Origin of the sequence: Exiguobacterium sp. s78, assembly GCF_018618985.1 — a bacterium.
Classification (GTDB): domain Bacteria; phylum Bacillota; class Bacilli; order Exiguobacteriales; family Exiguobacteriaceae; genus Exiguobacterium_A; species Exiguobacterium_A abrahamii.
In genome coordinates this window covers 1506283-1527337 of record NZ_JACSNB010000001.1, presented here as the reverse complement: position 1 = coordinate 1527337, position 21055 = coordinate 1506283, and the positions used below count along the sequence as shown (strand labels likewise).

General features: G+C 44.5%; 22 protein-coding genes. 16 read left to right on the top strand and 6 right to left on the bottom strand.

Annotation, left to right across the window (positions count from 1 at the left end):
• Positions 1-45 precede the first annotated feature (45 nt).
• The 5 genes from KNQ18_RS07980 to KNQ18_RS07960 form a co-directional block, all read right to left on the bottom strand.
• Complete coding sequence (locus tag KNQ18_RS07980; RefSeq protein ID WP_215084400.1) at positions 46-3567, bottom strand: CDP-glycerol glycerophosphotransferase family protein; 3522 nt, start codon at positions 3565-3567, stop codon at positions 46-48.
• Positions 3568-3731: 164 nt separating this feature from the next.
• The gene (locus KNQ18_RS07975; protein WP_215084398.1) at positions 3732-5303 is read right to left on the bottom strand and encodes a glycosyltransferase; all 1572 of its coding nucleotides are present in this window, start codon (positions 5301-5303) and stop codon (positions 3732-3734) included.
• 145 nt (positions 5304-5448) lie between these two features.
• Positions 5449-7341 carry a glycosyltransferase family 2 protein gene (locus KNQ18_RS07970; protein WP_215084396.1) on the bottom strand — a complete coding sequence of 631 codons (1893 nt, stop codon included), beginning with the start codon at positions 7339-7341 and terminating at the stop codon, positions 5449-5451.
• Positions 7342-7508: 167 nt separating this feature from the next.
• Positions 7509-7895, bottom strand: a complete 387-nt coding sequence (locus tag KNQ18_RS07965; protein ID WP_214769620.1) for a hypothetical protein — start codon at positions 7893-7895, stop codon at positions 7509-7511.
• A 105-nt stretch (positions 7896-8000) separates the two neighbouring features.
• A complete protein-coding gene (locus KNQ18_RS07960) occupies positions 8001-8240 on the bottom strand; it encodes a hypothetical protein (RefSeq protein ID WP_214769623.1) in 240 nt (79 codons plus the stop codon).
• Positions 8241-8521: 281 nt separating this feature from the next.
• On the opposite strand from KNQ18_RS07960, the gene KNQ18_RS07955 reads away from it, so the two are divergent.
• From KNQ18_RS07955 to KNQ18_RS07885, 15 genes are all read left to right on the top strand, one after another.
• Positions 8522-9262 carry a hypothetical protein gene (locus KNQ18_RS07955; protein ID WP_214769624.1) on the top strand — a complete coding sequence of 247 codons (741 nt, stop codon included), beginning with the start codon at positions 8522-8524 and terminating at the stop codon, positions 9260-9262.
• Positions 9263-9835: 573 nt separating this feature from the next.
• Positions 9836-11137 carry a suppressor of fused domain protein gene (locus tag KNQ18_RS07950; protein WP_215084394.1) on the top strand — a complete coding sequence of 434 codons (1302 nt, stop codon included), beginning with the start codon at positions 9836-9838 and terminating at the stop codon, positions 11135-11137.
• Between the two features lie 16 nt (positions 11138-11153).
• Positions 11154-11693 carry a hypothetical protein gene (locus KNQ18_RS07945; RefSeq protein WP_215084392.1) on the top strand — a complete coding sequence of 180 codons (540 nt, stop codon included), beginning with the start codon at positions 11154-11156 and terminating at the stop codon, positions 11691-11693.
• A gap of 29 nt (positions 11694-11722) precedes the next feature.
• Positions 11723-12355 (top strand): hypothetical protein, encoded by a 633-nt coding sequence (locus tag KNQ18_RS07940; protein WP_215084390.1) that lies wholly within the window; start codon positions 11723-11725, stop codon positions 12353-12355.
• A 55-nt stretch (positions 12356-12410) separates the two neighbouring features.
• Positions 12411-13121 (top strand): DUF2750 domain-containing protein, encoded by a 711-nt coding sequence (locus tag KNQ18_RS07935; RefSeq protein ID WP_214857417.1) that lies wholly within the window; start codon positions 12411-12413, stop codon positions 13119-13121.
• Between the two features lies 1 nt (position 13122).
• A complete protein-coding gene (locus KNQ18_RS07930) occupies positions 13123-13701 on the top strand; it encodes a hypothetical protein (RefSeq protein WP_215084388.1) in 579 nt (192 codons plus the stop codon).
• A 22-nt stretch (positions 13702-13723) separates the two neighbouring features.
• Positions 13724-14389, top strand: coding sequence for a hypothetical protein (locus tag KNQ18_RS07925; protein WP_215084386.1), 666 nt, complete (start codon positions 13724-13726; stop codon positions 14387-14389).
• 72 nt (positions 14390-14461) lie between these two features.
• Positions 14462-15637 carry an SMI1/KNR4 family protein gene (locus tag KNQ18_RS07920; protein WP_215084384.1) on the top strand — a complete coding sequence of 392 codons (1176 nt, stop codon included), beginning with the start codon at positions 14462-14464 and terminating at the stop codon, positions 15635-15637.
• A gap of 10 nt (positions 15638-15647) precedes the next feature.
• On the top strand, positions 15648-16127 hold the full coding sequence (locus KNQ18_RS07915; RefSeq protein ID WP_064300028.1) for a hypothetical protein: 480 nt from the start codon (positions 15648-15650) through the stop codon (positions 16125-16127).
• 15 nt (positions 16128-16142) lie between these two features.
• The gene (locus KNQ18_RS07910) at positions 16143-16775 is read left to right on the top strand and encodes a hypothetical protein (RefSeq protein ID WP_215084382.1); all 633 of its coding nucleotides are present in this window, start codon (positions 16143-16145) and stop codon (positions 16773-16775) included.
• 22 nt (positions 16776-16797) lie between these two features.
• On the top strand, positions 16798-17280 hold the full coding sequence (locus tag KNQ18_RS07905; RefSeq protein ID WP_215084380.1) for a DUF2691 family protein: 483 nt from the start codon (positions 16798-16800) through the stop codon (positions 17278-17280).
• Between the two features lie 88 nt (positions 17281-17368).
• Positions 17369-17755: a hypothetical protein gene (locus KNQ18_RS07900; RefSeq protein WP_058705264.1), complete on the top strand. Its 387-nt coding sequence runs from the start codon at positions 17369-17371 to the stop codon at positions 17753-17755.
• 21 nt (positions 17756-17776) lie between these two features.
• The gene (locus tag KNQ18_RS17300; RefSeq protein ID WP_251133321.1) at positions 17777-18781 is read left to right on the top strand and encodes a DUF2716 domain-containing protein; all 1005 of its coding nucleotides are present in this window, start codon (positions 17777-17779) and stop codon (positions 18779-18781) included.
• Positions 18782-18795: 14 nt separating this feature from the next.
• Positions 18796-18963 carry a hypothetical protein gene (locus tag KNQ18_RS07890; RefSeq protein WP_167368361.1) on the top strand — a complete coding sequence of 56 codons (168 nt, stop codon included), beginning with the start codon at positions 18796-18798 and terminating at the stop codon, positions 18961-18963.
• Positions 18953-19720, top strand: coding sequence for a hypothetical protein (locus KNQ18_RS07885; RefSeq protein ID WP_251133320.1), 768 nt, complete (start codon positions 18953-18955; stop codon positions 19718-19720). The genes KNQ18_RS07890 and KNQ18_RS07885 overlap by 11 nt, the downstream gene beginning before the upstream one ends.
• Before the next feature lie 57 nt (positions 19721-19777).
• Here the strand turns inward: KNQ18_RS07885 and KNQ18_RS07880 are convergent, their stop codons facing one another.
• The gene (locus KNQ18_RS07880; protein ID WP_064300024.1) at positions 19778-20281 is read right to left on the bottom strand and encodes a DUF2199 domain-containing protein; all 504 of its coding nucleotides are present in this window, start codon (positions 20279-20281) and stop codon (positions 19778-19780) included.
• Positions 20282-20415: 134 nt separating this feature from the next.
• Here KNQ18_RS07880 and KNQ18_RS07875 point away from each other — a divergent pair, with 134 nt between their 5' ends.
• On the top strand, positions 20416-21033 hold the full coding sequence (locus tag KNQ18_RS07875) for a hypothetical protein (RefSeq protein WP_149427208.1): 618 nt from the start codon (positions 20416-20418) through the stop codon (positions 21031-21033).
• Positions 21034-21055 lie beyond the last annotated feature (22 nt).

Sequence of the window (21055 nt, the reverse complement as noted above, 5' to 3'; positions counted from 1 at the left end):
AACCGTCTGTTTTGAGAGGGAGCGTTTATTCAACAGATTGAAGCATTAAACGGAATAACTGCCATCCGGTTGCTCACGTAATTCGAGTGCTTCAGTGCGAACCTGTGGATTTGTTCCGAAGTACGCATCGACGACACGGGAAGCGGCAAAACCGTCCTCCATCGGACCGTACGTCGCACGGAACGTATCGAGTTGCGCTTGATACATTTTCGTCAGACGCGGAATGTCCGATAAGGCGTGAAGCAAAGCCTCTTCTGTCTCTAAGATCGGTCCCGGAAGATCGTTGTAGTAATCGAGATAGAATCCGCGTAGCGTGTCCCGATAGAGATCAAGGTCATACGCATAGAACATCATCGGTCGATTCATGTTCGCGAAGTCGAAGAAGACAGAGGAATAGTCCGTGATCAGCAGATCCGTGATCAAATACAATTCCTGAATATCCGGATAGGACGTCACGTCGATGAATTGTTCCCGGTGCTGTACTGGAATCTTCGGTTTTTTCGTGACGAGCACGTGCGTCCGAATCAAGAAGACGTACTCATCGCCTAACGCTTCCGCGACACGGTCGAAATCAAACGGGTAGTCGAAGTAGAACTTCCCTTTCCCGAGCGATTGATGATCGCGGAAGGTCGGTGCATACAAGATGACTTTTTTGCCTTCCGGCAGTTGCAACTGCGTCCGAATCCGATCGATCGTTGCCTCATCATTTGCTGTAAAGAAGAGGTCATTTCGCGGATAACCAGATTCGACGACAGGACCGCTATACTGGAATGCACTTCTAAAGATGTTCGTCGCATAAGGACTCGGAGACAAGAGGACGCTCCATTGCGCGATCGAATTCGTCACTCGTTCGACGTAGCCTTCATCCCGACCATGGATCTCATCTAAGTCAAACAACATCTTCTTCAACGGCGTGCCGTGCCACGTCTGGATGTACGTCGTCTCTTTCCGCCGCGTCATGTAGTGCGGGAAGTTCTGATTGTTGACCCAAAATTTCGCCGTTGCCATGTAATAGAAGTAGGCGGGAGACAGGCGTTTGACGACTTTTGCATTCGGATCACTCAGATAGAGCTTTTTGTTATAGATCCAGACGACTTTATAGCCGAGTGCTTGCTTCTTCAGTTCTTCGTAAATGTAACGCGGGCTGTCCGCGTAATGTTTACCGAGACCGCTTTCGAAGACGACAAGTTTCGGGTCGACCGGTAAGACGCGTTGCATGAGTCGGTATCCTGCCTTCATCGTCGGGAAGTAGAACCGGCTCCGACGATAGACCTTAAAGAGGATGTTCGCCGCTTCGTTCGTCTGAATCTTCTCTAAAAGACTCGTCTGTTTCGTATAGTTCGCGATCGTTTGATAGACCTGATCGGAATAGGTCGTATCCGTTTTCGTCAAGAAGACGTCAGCGCGGAGTTTGTATTCGTCATCCATCTCAAAATCACGACGTGCCGTCGCATCGAGATCCTCGAACAAGTCATCGATCGTCTTTGAGATCCGCCCCGGTAATTCGTTTTCGAGATCGAGATACGAACCGAGCGGACCGATGAAGCGTTTCGGGTCGAATTGCAGGTAATGGACCGGTCGCTTCAAGAAACTGAAGTCAAAGGCGACACTCGAGTAGTCGGTGACGAGCAAGAGACTCTCTTTTAACAACCCTTGGACATCACGTTCTCCTTGATGGATGACCGTGATCGGTAAGTTCTCGAAGTGACTCGAATATTGCTGCATGTTCGGGTGCAGGCAAAGGACGATCTCGAGACGATGTTGTTTTGCGTATGCATGCAGACGCTCACTCGATAGGAACGCTTGGTACTGCTGATAATATTCCGATTCGAAGAACTGGAGTGGCGTCTGTAACCACGAGCGCCACGTCGGAATGACGAGCATCTGACGTTTGACTGGGACGTCGTCGTTCAAAAGGGCATCAAAACGAGACAAACCGGTGATTTTGACCTCTCGCTCAGCGTAGCCCATGTCTTGTGTGACGAGTCGTTTCTCACGCTCGGAACTGACGAGGAACAGATCCGTATCGAAGGCAGCTGCAAACTTGCCGTACTGGTCATTCATGTTCTTCGTTCCGAGAACCCCGTGTTGGATGAAGACACGATCCGCCCGCATCTTCCGTTTGAACGGTTCGGACCGGAGCGGATACAAGTATTCCGCATGATGTGTCCCGATGACCTTCTTCGCCATCAACGAGTGATAGATGTGTTCCTTCGATTTGATCGGCAAGACGTTTCCGAGCGGAGCGACTTGTGCGTATTCGTTCGACGTCGGATCGATGACGTAATAGACCGGTCGCTCCGGATAGGTTTCGCGCATGTATTTGAAGAAGTGATATCCGTTGTCCTGCGCTTTATAGGGACGTTCTCCGACGAGCCACGTGTTCTTCTCGGCAAATAGCCGGTAGAGCGGGGCGAACGTCATCAGGTGATTCAGATAGGCGTAATTTTCATTCGTAAACTCGGTCATCTCAAACGATAGATTCCGGTGACCGACCGTGTAGTACGGAATGATGTGCATTGTCGACGTATCATCTTTCCCTAACGCTTCCGGTGTCAGTTGACGCGTGATGTACCGGGCGCGACCGAGACGGTGTAATTTTGGTTCCGACCGGTGATAGAAGTCGAGTGCGACGAAGGCGTCATAAACCCCTTCTTGTAATTGAGCTGCTTGATAGAGTTGCGACCAGTGGATCGTCGCCGTGTAGTGATAACGATACAATCCGAATTTTTTCGCACTTGTTTCATTTTGGTACAACCAATCAATCGGGACCGGGACTTGATTGCCACTTTCCCGGTGCACGAGGAGCAATCGTCCCGTCTTGATGAACGCGTGACGGGTAAAGGCTTTCCCGCTGATGATTGTCGTCGCTTTCGTCTCATTGCGGACCGCATCAATCTGAATCTTCGGCTTCATCTGCGGTTCTTTATTCAACAATAGACGCAGGTTGCCTTTTAAATCCGTATACAACTGGACGAATTCGTTGGACGTCTCATCCATCAATGGCGCGACCGGCGCGGGAATCTGCGTGTCAAGGAAACGTCCTAACAAAATCTCACGGGTGAAGACGGATGCATCGAGCGTAGCATGACTCGGTAAGCCGTCAGACTCCCATTTGTGTAATTGTTCTGGTGTGAGGTGTTCGACTTTTTTCGTAAACGTCAGCCAGAGTGAAAAACGACCGATCGGATAGGCAGTATCTTGATCGGCTTCGACAGACTCGATCTCAGCGAGACCATCCTCTTCGACTGTCGGAACGTCCGCATCCTGCATCTGAGCAGCATGTTGACTCAGCTGAGAGACGAGCGTATGCGGCAGTTGGAAAGAGAAGCGATGATCGTGCTGTTGGTTCGGCACTTCAAGGATCGTCTCTTGCAATCGATCGCGAATGAGTAAGGACGTGATCGTCAGCAACGGATCGTTTAATTGACCGGATAGCGTATAGTCTGTCGGCGAGGATTGAATCTGTAACGACTCTTTTAACGCCGATCGTTTAAGTTTCTTTGGTTTCTTCGGAAGTACAGTGTGCCCGAATTGGAGCACCCGGAGAACAGATTTAAACAGCATGGAATCAAGGGACCTCCTACTAAGTGATATTTTATGAAAGCGTTATCTTCCATTAGCATTCTATCACAATCAATAGCTAAAACATCCCAAATTTTGAAAAACAATACGGACTTTGGTGGGTAGACGAAAAAAACCTTCTCACAGAGGAGAAGGTCAATAACCGATTAGTCAAGCTCACTTAAAAGCGTTAACCAGTTTGTCGTAAAGAGCTCATCAGAAAACCGGTTGATCGAGTGCAGGGCGGCTTCCCCCATTTGACGGCGTAGAACGGGCTGCTCCATCAAGCGGATTGCTGCTTCTGCAAAAGCTGACGTGTCACCGGGTGGAACGATATAACCGGTCGTCCCGTGCGCGATGATTTCACGCGGACCATAACAGATGTCATAGGCGATGACCGGAACACCGTGCCCCATACTCTCAAGGATCGCCATCCCGAACCCTTCGGATTGCGACGTGAAGATCGTCGCGATGGCACCATGGTAGGCGTCTTGAATGTTCGTGATGAATCCGTTGAATCGGATCTGTTTCGTCAGTGACAGTTCCTTGATCAAAGCGTGGAGATCCTTTTCGAGCTGATCGTTGTAACCGAAGCCATAGAAATCAAGGAAAGCATTCGGATGCTGGTCGACGATCTTTCGCATGATACGGATACTGGCGGCGACATCCTTTTTGATTTGGATGCGCGAGACAACGATGAACCGATTCGGATCAGGTTCAGGAAGGACCATGTAATCCGCTTCCGGCACCGCACCGACACCGTGAGGAATCGCATGGAACGTCTCCGGATGACCGAACTGATCGGTCATATGTGCTTGTTGCCGAGGGGTTGCCGTGATGACTCGATCCCACTCGTCGATGCGACCGAATAACGTATCCCAGACACCGCTGACCGTTGCCGTCTCGTTGAAGGGGGAGACGAAGTGATTGCTGTGTCCGAAGGCGATTTTTTTGATATTCGGATGCTTGATATCCAAGATGACCGCGTCTAAATTCTTTTTCGGTAGGTTGGCAAGACGATCCCGGTATTCCGACGAGATCAAGACCGCCTCATGCTGACCTAACAGCTTATTCAAGACGAACGTATTAAAGGTCGCCGGATCATTGAACTGTTTTTCCTGACCGGCTTCGAAATAAAACAGATGACTCCAGTCCGCTGAATTGATTTTATGCCAAATCGTTAAATAACACGTCCCGTCACTATGGAAGAAGGAGCGAGAGACCGGCTTGTTCGACGTAAACGAATACTGGATCGTCTGCACCAACTGGCCGTTATCCAGATATTCTTCGCGGCGCAGGCGATGACGATTCTCTGAAAAATAATCGATGAAGCTGAGCTGATCATTCGCGTCAAACCGGGCGTATTGGACGTATGTACCATTGTCGAACAACCGATACGAATCTTTTTCGCCGCGACTCGCATCGAGGAACAACGTATACCGTTTTTCCCAGCGTGGAATCAATTCGGCTTTCGAAGAGACGACGGACCGTTTGTCTGCCTGGCGACGTGCTAAAAAATTGATGACGTTGACGACTTGGATGCGAGGATCAAGCAACCGTGCCTCGACCATCTCTTGACGAATCGTTTCAAGATTCGGTTGAATCCCTAACGTCACGAGCGTCACGTTTCGCTCCGGATCAGCCGCGATGATCGCGTTCGCTCGTTTAATGACTGCTTTTGATAAACCGCCACGTTGGGTCGCTAACGTATTCAATGTAAAAAACAAATCTCGTTTCATAGGGCATCTCCTTATATAGCGCTTACAATTTTAATGAGCGTCATGAAATGTGAATCTCTTTGGTGAACCTTGCCCATACTATAGCATACAATGTTGGAATAATAAGGAACCTAGGGATGAAATGAAGATGTCCCTAGGCATATCGTTAAGCTTCATGAATGGGTTGAACGAATGAAAGATTGGCTGTGATGTACGTATCCTGAGCCGTTTTCAAGCGTGGGGTGCCTTTCGATGACAAAACGATCTTCTCAATCGAAAGAACCGTACCCGGTGTATTTTTTGTCGGTAGTTCGTTTTTAAAGTCACGATCAGCATACTGTTTACAAGTCTTTAAAATCCGGACTGTTGTCGGAAGATCAGTCAGATACGTCTCGTCATCAATCATAGGCGGAAGATGGACGTATTTTTTGTTTGCCGTGACGTAAGCACCATCAACCGTGACGAGTCGTGGTGTGCCGGCCAGTGTCAACTGAAGATCGGAAATCGCCAGCAATTGCCCGACTTCAAGTGCTGTCTGCTTATGCTCGAATTCCAAATCGTCATACAAGAAAGCCTTCTCGAGTACAACGACTTGCGTCGGTGCATCGATATGATACTTCGTCGCGTCGATTTTCTGTACAGGTGATCTGGATTCCGCTGGACGAAATTCGACTTTAAGTTGCTGGTAATGCAGATGCATCCCATTGACACTACTCGGTAACGTCATCCGGACGAGGAACGGATGATAGTCGTCATGGATCAGCATCAATTGGAATGGATATGAATGTCGTTCGAGTGCCTCCGTCGAAATGAATAATTCAGTCCCTTCGATATGGAACGGAACGGCGGTTTCCGTTGCTTCATCGTTAGGCGCGATTAAGAGAACTTGATCGACCGAAGCTGTGTCGTCTTTGAATAATTGTACGACTTCATAGAAGACACCATCAACGAGACGCGTGCCTGCATACGTGGCAAAGAACGGCTCAAGGACAGGTCCGAGATGGTGTAGTGATTCCGGCATCCGGAAATAAAGACGGTTCTCCGATACATAGCGCCGGGCTTTATGTTTTTGGACGAGTAGCGTGATGAAGGTGACGAAGCTGTCATAATCTTGTTGCTGCAGCAAAGCGTACTGCTTTTGGAAGATGTCATCGAAAATGAAATCGGCTGGATCTGCGCCATGACGTTCAAAGATGGTGATCATTTCACCGAATAAATCAAAGAAGGTCTGCTGTTGCGGATGCTCGAGGAACCGTTTGTTGTTGAACAGACGGGAGAGGAAATCCATCTCGATCAGACGGCTCAAGGCATGGGTCTTGGCGACTGTCGGAATATCCAGTTCAAGCGTTTTCTCAAGCACCTGTAAATTAAAAGTCGTCTTCTCGAAGATGCTCGTCTGTCCGACTAACGAATCATTCATCGCAAATCGGTTGACGTGATAGACAGGTGCCGGATTCATTGAAGCCGTCTGACATTTGGAGATAGCTTCGAAGAAGAAAAGTTTATCTTCACCGAACTGCATCGGGCTGAACCGGATGTTATGCTCGATCAAGACGGAGCGCTTCAGGATTTTCCCCGGCGGTCCAACCGCGCGAAATACTTTATCGATTTCATACGGCACGAGCTGATTGGCAGTCGTGAACGATGCGAACCGCCCGACTTTTTGAATCGACGTGTCGGTATGTTTGATCGTTTGACCGAATGCGATATCGGCATCGTTCGAAGCGGCTTGTGCGACGAGCTGAGGGAATCCAACCGGATCGAGGCGGTCATCAGCATCTAAGAACGTGACGTATCTACCTGTCGCCTCTTCAATTCCGACGTTTCGCGGATGGGCAGGACTTCCCGTATTTTCGGGGAGTTCAATGATGCGAATGAAATCCATCGTTTCTGCAGCCGTTTGGAGAATCGATAACGACTCGTCGGTCGAACCGTCATCAACGAAAATCGCTTCCATCGTTGAATGGTCAAGCGTGAGTGCCTGAATCGACGCGATACACGTCGAGAGATACGTCGCTTTATTGTATACAGGAATGATGATTGAAACAATTTTTCCCAACAGTAATTCCCACCTTAAAGAAAATATTTTAAAAAATACCATTTGAACTGTACCACAAAATGGATGCTCTCAAGCGTAAGAAAAGTGAGAAAATACAAAAAAGGACGATGACCCAATCTAAAGAAGGGAGTCATCGACCATTTAAACGCGGTCATAAAAAATTGAAATTACTTGATTCCAATGTTCTCAAGATATTTTTTTTCAGAGTCATCGATTTTACGGCTGATTTGTTTCGTATACGTCTTCCGCGCGTAAGTAGATCCTTTTTTCTGATAAATGGCTCTTTCTCCTCCAGATGATTGGTCGTAATAGATTTCAATGAGATTTTGATCCTCATAGACGATGACGCCCGTTTCTCCAGAATTTCGCTTTAGTTGTCGATCGACCTGTTGCTGCTTCAAGTACTGATTTTCAGATTTGAAGACTTGATTGATGGCTGCGTCATATTTCTGTTTTGCTTTCTCACTCGTCGTATTTCCATCTTGATCGTAATCGCTACATCCTGCTAGGCAGACGATCGAAAAAAGTAGGAAAGATAAAAGTTTTATTTTCAAGTACGAACACCTCCGAAGTACACGTTTTGTATTACCGATAGTGTACATTAAGGCAACCCTTCATATGTAACGTACTTGAGAAATAAGGAAGTGCCAATAGGCATATTATAGTTCAATCGCATCGATGACGCCTTCAGGATACTCCCAGACGTTTCCTTCGATGAGCCATTGATGGTGGCAGTTCGGACAAGCGACTTCCGAAGAGAAATCATACTGGATTTCAACACCTAAACGTCGCTCCTCGTACGATACACTATGTAAATCTTCAATAAGGATCTCATCTTTGAATTTCTCGCGACAACGCGGACATTTGAATTTCGAATAATGACTGATGATCGTATCCATTCGATTCAACTCCTAAACAAAGAATTAGTATCGTTTACAGTATAATGATAACGCTTACATATAAACGTGTTAATTTTGAATTGTAATCAAAATGGAATATATCAACTGAATTGGATTTTGATATATAGAGATCTTGAAGAAAAAATTTAAATGGAAATACCCGTACTTATACATCCGTTCAATCCAATTGAGGCATATTTTTCGTCTAGATCAGTAAAAAGTGCCTTAAGATATAAGTTGAAACCACCATATCATTACAGCTTTTAAGAGAGGTGAAAATCATGTTAGAACTCGAAGTGTTATATATTGAGAAAAATGCAAATAATAAGTTGGATATTAACTATTTTGATCCAAAAAATGAACCATTGATCTTTATGTTTCAAAGGATGTTGAAAAAATTAAAGGTACAATTTCCGAAATACAGTTCGCTTTATGTTATTTTTTATGAAAGTTTAACAGAAGAAGAAAAACTAAAAATCAGAAGTGAAAATGGTGAAGGACGCGAATATTATTTTAAAGAAACTAAGATGGAGGAATTAAAGTCAAAAAAGAATTTAGATTTTTTAAAAGAAACGTTGAGTACTTTATTAGAAGGAATTAGACATTCAATATTCCGAGAATGTATAACCGATGATGAATTAAATAAAATAGAAAATTATGTGTATGAACAGAACTTTATATTCGTACAGAACATAGGCAGGAAAAATAACAAAACGAAAACAATGAGAGCTACTCTAAAAGCAAAATTGACACCTGTAAATCTAAATTTGTTTCTAATGATTACTGATATGAAGTCTCGGAAAAGCCTATATGATGGATGTATATTTGAATTACCGCAATCGGTCATTATACCGTTAAGAAGTATATTGAACCCTATCTCTTTATATGGATATGAATTGTATTGGGAAAATGAGAATACGATCGACATCATCATAAACACAGTGGGAGATAGATTACGAACCAAAATTTATCGGAAGAATGATGACTCTGTTTTGGTTAAGCAACAAAAAATAAAGGCTTAAAGAAAGCATTATTTTTTATCAAGTGATTGCGACATAGAGTCGCTCTTAACATGCAATTCTATTCTTCTGCTCACTAGATGCTACACTTAGACCAACTATTACACATAAAAGGATGATGTGGATGTGGAAGGCACTATTGTTTAATTCTGTATGGATGGGTATCACATTGCCAATTCTTTTGAGTATTACTTTTACAATTTTACACCCTCTATTCGTTTCTGGTAATAATGGTGTTCTCATGATTGTCGTTGCGTTAATCATTGGCATAATTGATGTTTACCTATCAATTCGGATTTGGACATGGATCGAAGGAAAGTCCTACAAACGAAAACGGTACATGTGAGTGAAGCCTAACGGATGAACATTTTAAAAAGTCGCTTTATCTTTTTACATTGCTATGAGATGGCTTCGGTATTGAACCGGAGTCATTTTTTGTCGTTTTCAGATGTCACGATACTCGTATTAGGAAAAAATAAAAAATCCCAAAATTGTATTATGAAATATATAATATATGGTAGAAGATATTTATTGAAAATGACATTTTTTGATGTCATGAAATGAGGATATAAAAATATGAATTACATAGAACACTTAGAAGCCCATTGTGGTGAAAATACAGGTCATCTTGAGATGGAAGAATTACAAGGTCATGCGATTCAATTGTTACAGTTTCAAAATGCACCGTTTGCGAATGCGAATACCGTGACATCACTTGGATTATTGCACCACCCATTGCAATTCGAGAACGGTGCCGTTGTCCATCAAGAAGTGATGCTATCTGTCATGCAACAAGAGGCCGAATCGGATTTAATTGAATTGATCTATCGCTTGACGCTGGAAGCATTAAAGACTGGACACGCTTATGATTTAGGCGAGTACTTACCGATGCCAGATGGGTTGTTATCAAAGTACGGCTTCGCTGCCCTATACGTGACGACACCGTTCTACTTTGAAGAATCATTTCAAGTCTATAAAGGGAACGCGGCATTCGGGGAACCGGAGACGGTGTTACCAGTCTGGTTCGTACCCATCTTTGCTTCGGAAGTCGCTTACATCGAAAAATACGGTACTGAGGAATTTAATGAGATGTTATATGAAACTGAGATGCAGCTGCTTAATTTAAAACGACATCCGCTCGTGGGAGACAATGAAGAAATTGAAGAATCGATTTTTAACAGGGAGGTATTCGTTTGCGAATGCGAAATTACCGACGCCCTTTTTGAAGACGATATCCAACGACCATTAGTACTAAATGGACCGCTAGCGAAAGCGTATCACATGAGTGTTGAATCGGGAGAACAAGGCGATACAGATCAAAATGAAACTTTCCTGTTTGATTTTCTAAATCATCAAAATCGTTTTCCGATCTACGCGACCTTTTTTGCTTTTGAAGAGGAAGACAAAGACAACAGGGCTTTTTTCTCGCAACATCATATGTCGTTCACTTCACATGTCTTGTCTAGACAGAAACAAACGAACGGTTGGTTACGTGGAAAACGAACATCGACAAGTGAGAGTCATTTTTTCACGGTAAAGATTGAAAATGCTAGGATGCTCGAACTCATCCTTGAACACGCTTATAGAGTTGCGTCGATGAACGAACTGTTCATGTTTTCGTATTCCAATCGCTTGTCGATTCAACAAGAGGTCGAAACGACGTACCGAAAAACACGTGTCTTAGAAGATCGGTTCGTTTATCCGGAAGATACGACCGTCGTGATTGTCGGCCATGATGGAACAATGCTTTATCTGCTATCGAACGAAGAACACTTCGCTTATGATCTTCGGACGGACTGGGCGAAACGACTACGACAACAGTTACCGAACGATACGGTGATTCGCCAGCTGAATGGCGAATTGTTCGCAGATCTATAAGAGTGGAGGGAACTTCATGCAACTCATCAAACCAATGAACGATCAGAATCATTTTTGGCTGTTCGAAAAGAATGGACGGACACTCTACACGTTTCACGGCATCATGGGAGAGAGATTGAAAGAACCAATGAGCGAGCAAAAGTTCTCGCGCTTTTTTAATCTAGATGCCTATATCCGAGAACTCGTAGCTGAAAAAGAAAAGGACGGATACTCGGTCGTCCAAGAAGCGGATTACCACGAAGTTGTCGTCGAGATCTTTTGTCAGGATACAGAGTATGACGTCATCTTTGAGCGTCGTTCGAGCATTGAAGAAGACCTCAATGAATTTCTTTTTGAAATCGGAAATGGGTATTTTGTTGAAGATGAATATGGTCCAGAAGCGATCGAATTCGTCCTTCATATCTTGGAGCCGTCTTATATCGTTGAACCCGTCATTGATTATTTCAAGGACCAGTTTAATCTGAAGAAAATCCGAATGGGGCAGGCAAAAGTTCATTACGGCAGACGTTTGACCGGACTTTATCCCACAGGAAAGAATTTTAACCGGAAAAATTGAACGATGACGACACAGTTAGGAGGAACAGTATGAACGAGCTGACAATCGACGAATATTCTTTTCAGTCGAAGAGTATCCAACGTATGCTTCAGACATCCGAAATCAACGTGCTTGGTCCATTGCAAACTATCTACGAAATCATGTGTTATGACCATACAGTAGGCAGTTTTACCAGTGAATTGACGGAGGCAGTATTATATGACACGCTGGTTCGCTTCAATCATTTTCCTTTATATATCACGACTAATTTTGATGAGATTCGAGAAGATGAAATGGACCTCTTAGAGCGTTTAAAATTGCGACCATTCGTTTGCCACGAACATCTCCGGTACGAAGGCGATCAGCGACGTACCAGTTTTTATTGTTGTATCGAAGTGTTGAATGCGAATGATCTGTGTTTCGTCTTAAAAAAATCCTTCTTTCGAGCTGCTTATAGTGAAACGTTCCTCATCACGTTCGCTCGACCCACATTTGAATTAAAAACCTCTGGAAAATGGATTTTTAAAGAAGCGAAATACACGCATGTAATTGATGCACGTGATAGATTGCCGTTTATCCTTCCATCGCATGATGCGCTCGGTTTCATGTGGTTTTCGAATGGAGATGCCTTTCAAACCGTCGATCAGCTAAAAGCGATTTTACCAACGGATTATTCAGATTGATTATGCACTAAATACCTACAAATAATTTAATTTAAGATCAAAGGAGTCATACAGAATGACATATCAAAGTGGATTACCTGGCGTTAAGGAAGAGAGACTACAAGAAGTAGAGGCAGTACTCGGCTTCGAGCTTCCGAAAGAACTACGAAATAGATACAAGCACGAAAACAAATTCAGCGTTGGCGAATGGGAGTTTCATCCGATCAAGGACGAGCATTATATCAAGCAGACATGGGATGACCTTGTTCGTGTCAATTTGACAGATACAGAAGAGTATCCAGAAGGGTTCTTGCGGATTGCGGCGGACGGAACAGGTGACGAACTCGGATATCAGCTCCCGGACAAAGAGACAATCGTCTTATGGGATCATGAGGAACAAGAGCTGTTTCCGATAGCACCGACACTTAAAATGTTTATAAAAAAGGAACAGAGCGCGGAACAAGCAGAACTTTTCTTAGAGACGGTTCTTGAAACGAGAGCTGTCTATGGTCTATCGAAGTTGGAACAGTCGGGCTGGGCGTACTGTCCGTCGAATCAAGAGGAAACAGACGTCCTATTATTCTTTTCGACGGAAGCGGCGGCAAAAGCACTGCAGACGAAGGAATGGGCGAACTATCATCTGATTCGCTTAGACCTGGATTTGTACATGAATGGCTGGTTACCGAGCATGATTAACGACGGACTGTATTGTGGCTTGGATTGGGGACCGGAGCTCGTCGGACTTGAGCTGGATCCAGAAGATGTCCTAGCAGATCTGGAGGGTTAACATGATTCAGACACTCAGTAAACAGGTGGATGGCATTACGTACTTTTGGTACTTGTATCGTGATGGTCGAACAATTCAGACCTATCACGGTGTCACCGAGCAATGGAAGCTTGATCAAGATGTCAGCGATGAGAAGGAAAAACAGTACTCGACGAGGCGTCAAGCGAAACGACGGATGGAGGAACTAATTGCCGAGAAACAAGCGGAAGGATACAAGCAGAATGATATTTACGGGATACAACCTGGACGAAAGGAACGCGAGAAGTTTCGACGACGGACGTCCTGGTTCGCCTATCTTCTGGTGGGACTTGGTCTGTTTCAGTTCGTGACACCGTTCTCTGTCTTACCAATTGTAGTATTTGGAATGGGTATTCCCTTGATGTTTTTAGCTTTTATCGGTAAAGGTTATCTTCCTACATGGCTTCGAATTGTCTGCTTCATTAGTTACTTTTTCATGCACGTGATTCATCAGCAGGAATCGTACATCCCGTATCTTTTCCCGGTTCTTTCGATAGGCACGGGAATACTATTATGGTTTCATCTTCGAAAAACGAGACAACAAATGAAAGTGGAGCAATGACATTTTTAAAAGGAGATGAAACATGTCGCTTCTAGATAAGTTATTACAAGACCCTATCGTTTCTGATCTACCACGTCTTCACACCGCTCTTCTTGCCAAAAATCGTGGCTTACGCAAAGAGTGGTTAGTACATATGGATAGATTCATTGAAGAAGCGAATACGTGGAACTTCGAGCGACAGCGGTCGTTTGTGAGTTGGTTATTATCTACCTGTGAAGGAGAGACAGACGCTTCGTTCCTCTTGATTCATCCGTTAAAAGAACGTCTTCTAAAACCGACTTTGAAGAAGTGGATGAAAGAGATGCCGGATGACGTCCGACCGTATCGTTGGTATGGTCTTTTCTTTGATGAAGATGACCGCTTCATCTATTTACAAGAGGCGATTACACGTGGGGGAAGACGGGAGCAGTTAGCGATCGAGAGAATGATTGATCATCACTTGTATGGACTTTGGTATTCTTTCCACCATCTCGATGAAGACTTGTATTTAGGAGAAATAAAAGAGGATGCAGCAACCTTAACAGAGGCTTGGTTGTTAATCGAGCAACTCGAAGATGCGCTTTTGAAATCGGAATGTATTAACGAATGGCAGAAGATGAATCAAACCTTAACGGATTGGATTCGTTTCCGGCAAGAGCGAACCACCGGATTCATGGAATGGCGGATGCAACAAGAATCAAAGGATTGAGTTTGATTAATCCAATGGCATTAGCAAGTTAGAAATGTCCTCTCCGTTATATTTAAGAAAGAGGTATTTAACATGAAAAAACTAGGCGCGTTTACAAGTCACAAAGGGAATTTGATTGTCTCGGATCCTGCTTTTCTTGAGCCGGATGTAGAATACAACGTGACAATTCCAGTTGAACAAGGTTCGAATTGGACGGTCTTCTATGACGAAGATGAGTTCGAATCAATCAATTTGCTTTACCTAACAATGAATGAAGAAACGAAGATGGATCCATCCGATTTCGAGCCGTTATCCGATCTAGTCGTCGTCGATTCAGCGCAGCTCGTCGTCATGAACACAGCGGATTACGGGAGACGGGAAGTCATTGATTGGGAGATTCGAAATACGCTAGAGTTCGACGAAGAAATCGACCCGTTCTATATCGCAATCTCAGATGAAATGATGGAAGATGAAATCTTCCTGTTTCCGTTCGGTGTCGCCGTTCAGTTAATGGGGGACGGACACTATGAAGTCCTTGTCCGACGAGAAGACGGTAACGTGACAGGGATTGCGATCGTCCTCGGAGAACATGAGGCTTTTGAAGAACACGATGACCAGGAAGACGTGTCACTAGAAGACGTTGAAATGCCAATCATCAAAAAAGAAAGACATCCATCAGGAGCTGATGATAGGTTTCTGGCGAATGTACTAGCTTCCATGGAGAGATTCTATGGAAAAGACCACAAAAAACTAAAATACAGTATTCCAATCAAGGGGCAAAAGGTAAGTCACGAGCTTTGTTTGTATGATCGCTTACCAAAAATTCAAAGCTACCGAGTGTCCGTGGAGAGTCCTTGTCCAGAAGCCCGCCTCCAAGCATTCGAGACCAATCATTTTGCGATTCCGGAGTGGTATAAAGAGATTTTGAGAGTCTGTAACGGTATGCGTTTTTCCGAAGAGTTGAACTTAAACGGTATTCCGTTGACGAGTTGGAATGGGTTATCGCATGAGATCCAAGGCAATCTCTCAGACAGTCTCGATGAATACGCGTTAACCGAGTTCGATGCGATCCGTGACAAGTATTTCTTTTTTGGGTCGTCGTTTAGACAGGACGAATACTATGCGGTATTGAAAGAGCGTCCAGACGAAGCTGTCTATTGCTTTGATTATAGAACGTTAAAACTCAAACGTCAGGCAACGACTTTCCAAGATATCGTCCGTGATGCATGGCACGCGTGTAATCTGAAAGCACTCCATAAAAGAATGTGAGGATGATCTCATGAAAATAATCTATTCTCGTGAAGACTTACTCGCACTCGAAGATCCTTTTGAATATGAGGTGGGGTTGCCAATCCGCATCAGAGAACTGCCGGCTTCCGTCATCGAAGAGGAGATTCCGGATAGCCGCGAACAATTAGATCGCCTTCTGAAAGAGGGCTACACCTTGGTCATTCAAAAACCGCGAATTCCGAATCCTCCCGTATTCTCAGGGTTATCCGTGATAGCGGAGAACACGGTCATGAAATTATATTTCTACGAGGCGGATCATTGTGAGGATGCGTTATGGGATGTCCTGTCCGAGAATGAATACAATCGCCACTGGGCATATTTTTTACTGAAGAAAATCGAAGGTGTCAGATTCGAATTGCCTTATACGAATGAAGCTCAAAGTTCGCTGAAACTGTCTAATCTCAAAACAAATGAACTCGTACATCTACGATTTGAAACCAATCAAAGCGTAACGTGTCAATGGGAATGAAAAAGGAGATACTTCATGAAAACGTATCTTGAAGAGCATAGCGATGCGACACGCATCTTTCCATGGCTTGCGGATGCGAGTTCATCAATTCGCTGTCTATGTGCAGTCGGTGAGATGCTTTTGTTTCCAGAAGACATCGTCCAATTCAAACAAATCAGTAGTGAGATGTTCCGTGACAAGCTAGCGAAAAAGCATGCGCTGAGCACGTATCGCTTTTATGTAGTAGTGTGTGTCGGAAATGAGTTTCAGTCCAAAAGAATCTTTGATTATTACAAGCTGTGGCGTCTACTCGAACGAGAAGAAATGCTCGAGGGCTTCATCTCTCGAATAGAAGTACCGGTTCAAGTGGGGAAAGAACCGTACTACGTTGGGATTGCTGAATTTGGCATCGAACAGCTCAAAACAGCCATCGAGATGATTAGTGACTCACCAGCTATGTATACCATTATTTGTGCAAATCATGATCGACCGTCACACTGTCAGGAGTTACTTGATCAGGTGGTCGACATCGGCTTAACAGAGAGTGGGGGTTTGCCAGTCGTCGAGATGGTCACGACACTAACCGCACAAGGTTATGCCGTCTGCACGTGGGGAAGTTCGAGTGAAGAACAGGAACTACAGTGTTTTTATACGGCAGCCCTCTTATAACAATGTAGAAAGAAGGAATTCGATGAGTCTGCGTGGCGTATCGTTTGAAATTCCGAATGAACCGGGACGTGTCTTGCTCGATATACTAAGTGCGATCGAGATGAAAGCGTATGATTGGTTTCTTCGTAATTTTGATTTTCCGATCCAAGCCATGGACGGGGAATGGTATGACAGTTTAGAAGAGTTTTTAATCGATCAGAAAACGACAGGACATGAATTAGCGAAATGGCTAAGGGGACCAAGCAATTACCTGATCTTTGCTGAATTATTTGCATTTCAACGTGGTCAGACTGAAGAAGTGGGAACAAGTTATGAGTGGTTTCAGGAAAGCAATTGTCAAATCGCGATTTTGGTATATGACTGCATGTACGTCGATATCTATTGCAAGGAGCAGCACGTATCTGAAGCATTTTATGAGAACGCCATGAGACGTGGATATACCGGAATCGAATGGGTGACAGATGACAATGATCCTCGCACCCGTTTGTCGGTATGGGCAGAATAAGACACTGTTCAGACGAATAGATGTAATCGGTAAGCGTTCAAGATGAGAGATATGAACTACGAAGTGTTGATAAAAGGAGAGAAAAATCATGAACCAAGAGATGGAAGAGTTTGTTCAAGCGGTCCATCGGACGGTCGTTCAGGACGGTATGGCAGATTATAAGGACATCTATGAAGAAGAAGTCGATCCAAACGTCAATGACTATACGGCCTGCATCGCGTTTTACCAACAGTCGAGCGAAGCGGATCAAAAACGAATGAGACAGATGATTGAACAGACGATCATCGATACGGTTTCCCATGTATTTAGTATCATCGATGGGAGTTCAGGACTAAATGGATCTGCGCTTGAAGCGAAACTGGCACTTGTCCGAGTTGACGAAGCAGGAGATCCGGTCGATACCGTAGAGACAGATGGTGCATTGCAAGATACGTTTTTAGGCTACATAGAAGATCGTGACTTGAACGCATTGTGATGGAGGGAGCGGAAACCACTCATGATCCAACTGACAAAACAAAACGGCTCGGATACGCTCTACCAAACAATCTATACAGAGGGACGCCTCATCGTTCAACATCAAGGAATCGTTGGAGCGTGGGTGAAAGCAGAAAACGTAAAGCAAATGCGCGTCTCGCGCTTCAAACGATTAGGTGTACAGATTTTGCAGCTGATCGAGAAGTTTGAACGTCAAGGCTATCGCGAGCTGAACGAGACCGATTATACGGAACTGGTAGTCCAGTTTTCTTATGAAAAGGATCAGAAAGAAACAGCGCTCGAGCGACGTCACATGATGGAAGAAGTAATCAATGATGGTTTGCTTCATACGGGGAACGGCTACTGCGAAGGGGGAGATATCGGTAGCGGTACGACGAATATCTTTTACCATGTCCTTGATGTCGAGGCAGCCATTGCACTAATTTTTGAAGAGACGAAAGCACGCGATGTACAAGACGAACCAAAAATTGCAGTACAAGAAGGAGCAGCGTACACCGTTCTATACCCTGAAGGAGCGACGTTCGATTTGATTGGTGAAGGTAAATCATGGAGCTGGATTCCGATGACGCAAGCGGAGGACGAGAAGATATGGCACGTCATTGATCAACAATTTCAATTCGCACCCAGTACGACAGTTTTCCCCTCATACCATGCCCCGAGTCCGTTCATTACATACGAAGTGGATTACGAGAAACGCGAAGAGATCGAGCAAACGCTAAAGCGTATTCTGACCGAGCTGACCGTTGAAGGAGAACGCGTGATGGCACTCGATTGGAATCATCAAGGATACTGGATCGACCCAAGGCGCCCGTTTCTTCGAAATGAAGAAGGAGACTGGATGATTCCAGCAGTTCCAGATGGCGATTACTCCTTTTTCATCGCTCGTGATTTTCGCTGGGGGTACCTCGGTCACCCGTGGGAGGGTAGCATCACGTTGTTTGGAGAAGACATGATCTCTGCGTTTCAAAGAACGGAGAGTTTTTCGAATGAAATCCGAAGAGGATAAAAGGAGGACCGGAAGTGAGAACACCATACGACGAGTATCACGGAACCGCATTATGGCAGGTCATCTCGGAGACAATCAATGAATTAGTCGACAATGATGATCTTGAAGAACGGACGACGCATGAACATATCGTGGGCTATCTTTGTAGCAAACTAGAAGGTCGTATGAAAGATGAAAAATAAGAATAGGATGCTGGTTGAACGAGACGACTGGATCGATGTGTTCCGGGAACTGCTACCACGCGACGATTGGCAAGACCTCGTCCGTCTTCAAGTGAGTCAGCATTCGTATCCGGTTGAAGTAAAGTTATTGGACCGATCTCTCAAACAGAATCTACACATCGACGATTTTTCAGATTGGACGGTCCGATCTCACATGATTATGACCGACGACTCACAGCTTGAAAGATTTCTCAAACCTCTTGTCATCGAACAGCAGGAAATGGCGACTACAGCAGAAGTGACGCTCATTATCCAAAAACAAGGACAAGGAATCGTCCGAGTCACGAACGATTGTGTCTCGATGTATGGAGTCGCGTATGAGGAGCTTGATGACGTTGGAACAGAGTATGAGAACTTTTTCGATGCAGTTTTACCGAATGCCACGTTTCCGCTTGAAGTCGTCTTTTGTGGTCGGGATGTTTTAGAAAATGATGATTCGATTCACGTGATGACGTTGCACGATTCCAATTGGCAAGCGGTGTTGGAAGAACATGTATTGCATTTGCTGAATCGAAAGGAAGTGACGTCAGGATTATTTTCGAAAGATGCACGTCCCACGAAGCAAACGCTTGAGGACTTCATGTCTGAATTCTCGTTAATGACGGCCTATAACTTCATCGTGACCCGCGATGCAGCGGATCGATTTGGCATGCTCGATCACTTTTGTACGAATGGAAAGATTGCTCATTTTGGGAATATCAGTAGAACAGATGAATGATCGTAAACACGTGAGACATAATAAAAACCGCTGTGGATCAGCGGCATTATAGGTGATTTACTCTTGTGCATAGACGATATCTGCGATGGCATGGACCTGGGAAAGCGTCATCTCAGAATAGAATTCGATCGACAAAGGATGATCCGTCGGCTCGAGTTCAAAGAAAGGAAGTTGACCGGTTCCTTCATCATGGACCATCACTTTTAAGTTGACGGTATCCGGGTAAGCTGGTAGATCGCTTGAAAACCAGCCGAACATCGGCTCCTCGATGCGAGGACGTTTCTTCTCGATGAAGCGAGCGAAGTTTTCAGGGCTCAGGCTCACCCATGTAATCCACCAGAAGGGTTCGTCTTGTCCAGCAATCGGGAGTTCAAGAATGCCCTTCACGAAATAATGTGGACCGTCCAGTTCTAAGACACACCACGTATCATGCATCTCGCTTTTCGTTTCTTGCTCTTTCTCAGACATTTGTTCGTAGTAGACCGGTCCGAGTGTTTCATATTCAGTCGGGAGTTCATCGTGGCGTTCTCCACAGATGGCGCAAGGCAGAAGTTTTTTCATTGGAATCACCTCTAAGTTGAGTTATGTATGTCTCGTTGTCGAACGTTAGAAGAGAGCATACTTATAGTGTAACACCCGTTGATAGAGAATCCTGATGAAGACCGTGACAATCCAGAGAAAGTGAGGGGATTAACGTGCACATTTACATCGAAGAACAGCAAAATCATGTGAAGACGATCAAGGAATATCATCTGACACTAAAAGGACAAGACCGAATCACATCCATTTTTTCTTTCGAGTATTATAACGATGATTCAAAGGAAGGTGAAGTCATCTCTTACGAAATAGTGTTAACCCAATTATTCTCGCGGTTAAATCGTTTTCCAATCTATCTCTCTTTTGGATTTCATGAACTGACTGATTTAGAAAAAGAAGATTTGCTGTCTACGGTTAAGCACAAACAATTACCGTATACAGAGATCCTAATCACTAAGCGTGAAAGATATATGACCGTCGAAGTGAATTGCCCAGAAGACTTATTTCAGGTACTCACGCAGTCAATTACAATGGCTAACTACAATGGCTACTATTTGATTGCTTTCACAGATTTATTGAAGTTTGAAACGAGGAGAGTAAGACGGTGGTTGATCAAAAAAGAGAGAGTAGTACCAGTAATCGATATGACGAAACCAACGACATTTTTTAAAATCGGGTTTGATTTCGAGAATATTCTGATCTTCTCGAATGAAACAGATTTCGATGCATTAGAAAAAATAGAAGCACTGTTTCCAGAGGATGAAATCGAGCGGTAATGGAGAGATTATGAGGGGAGAG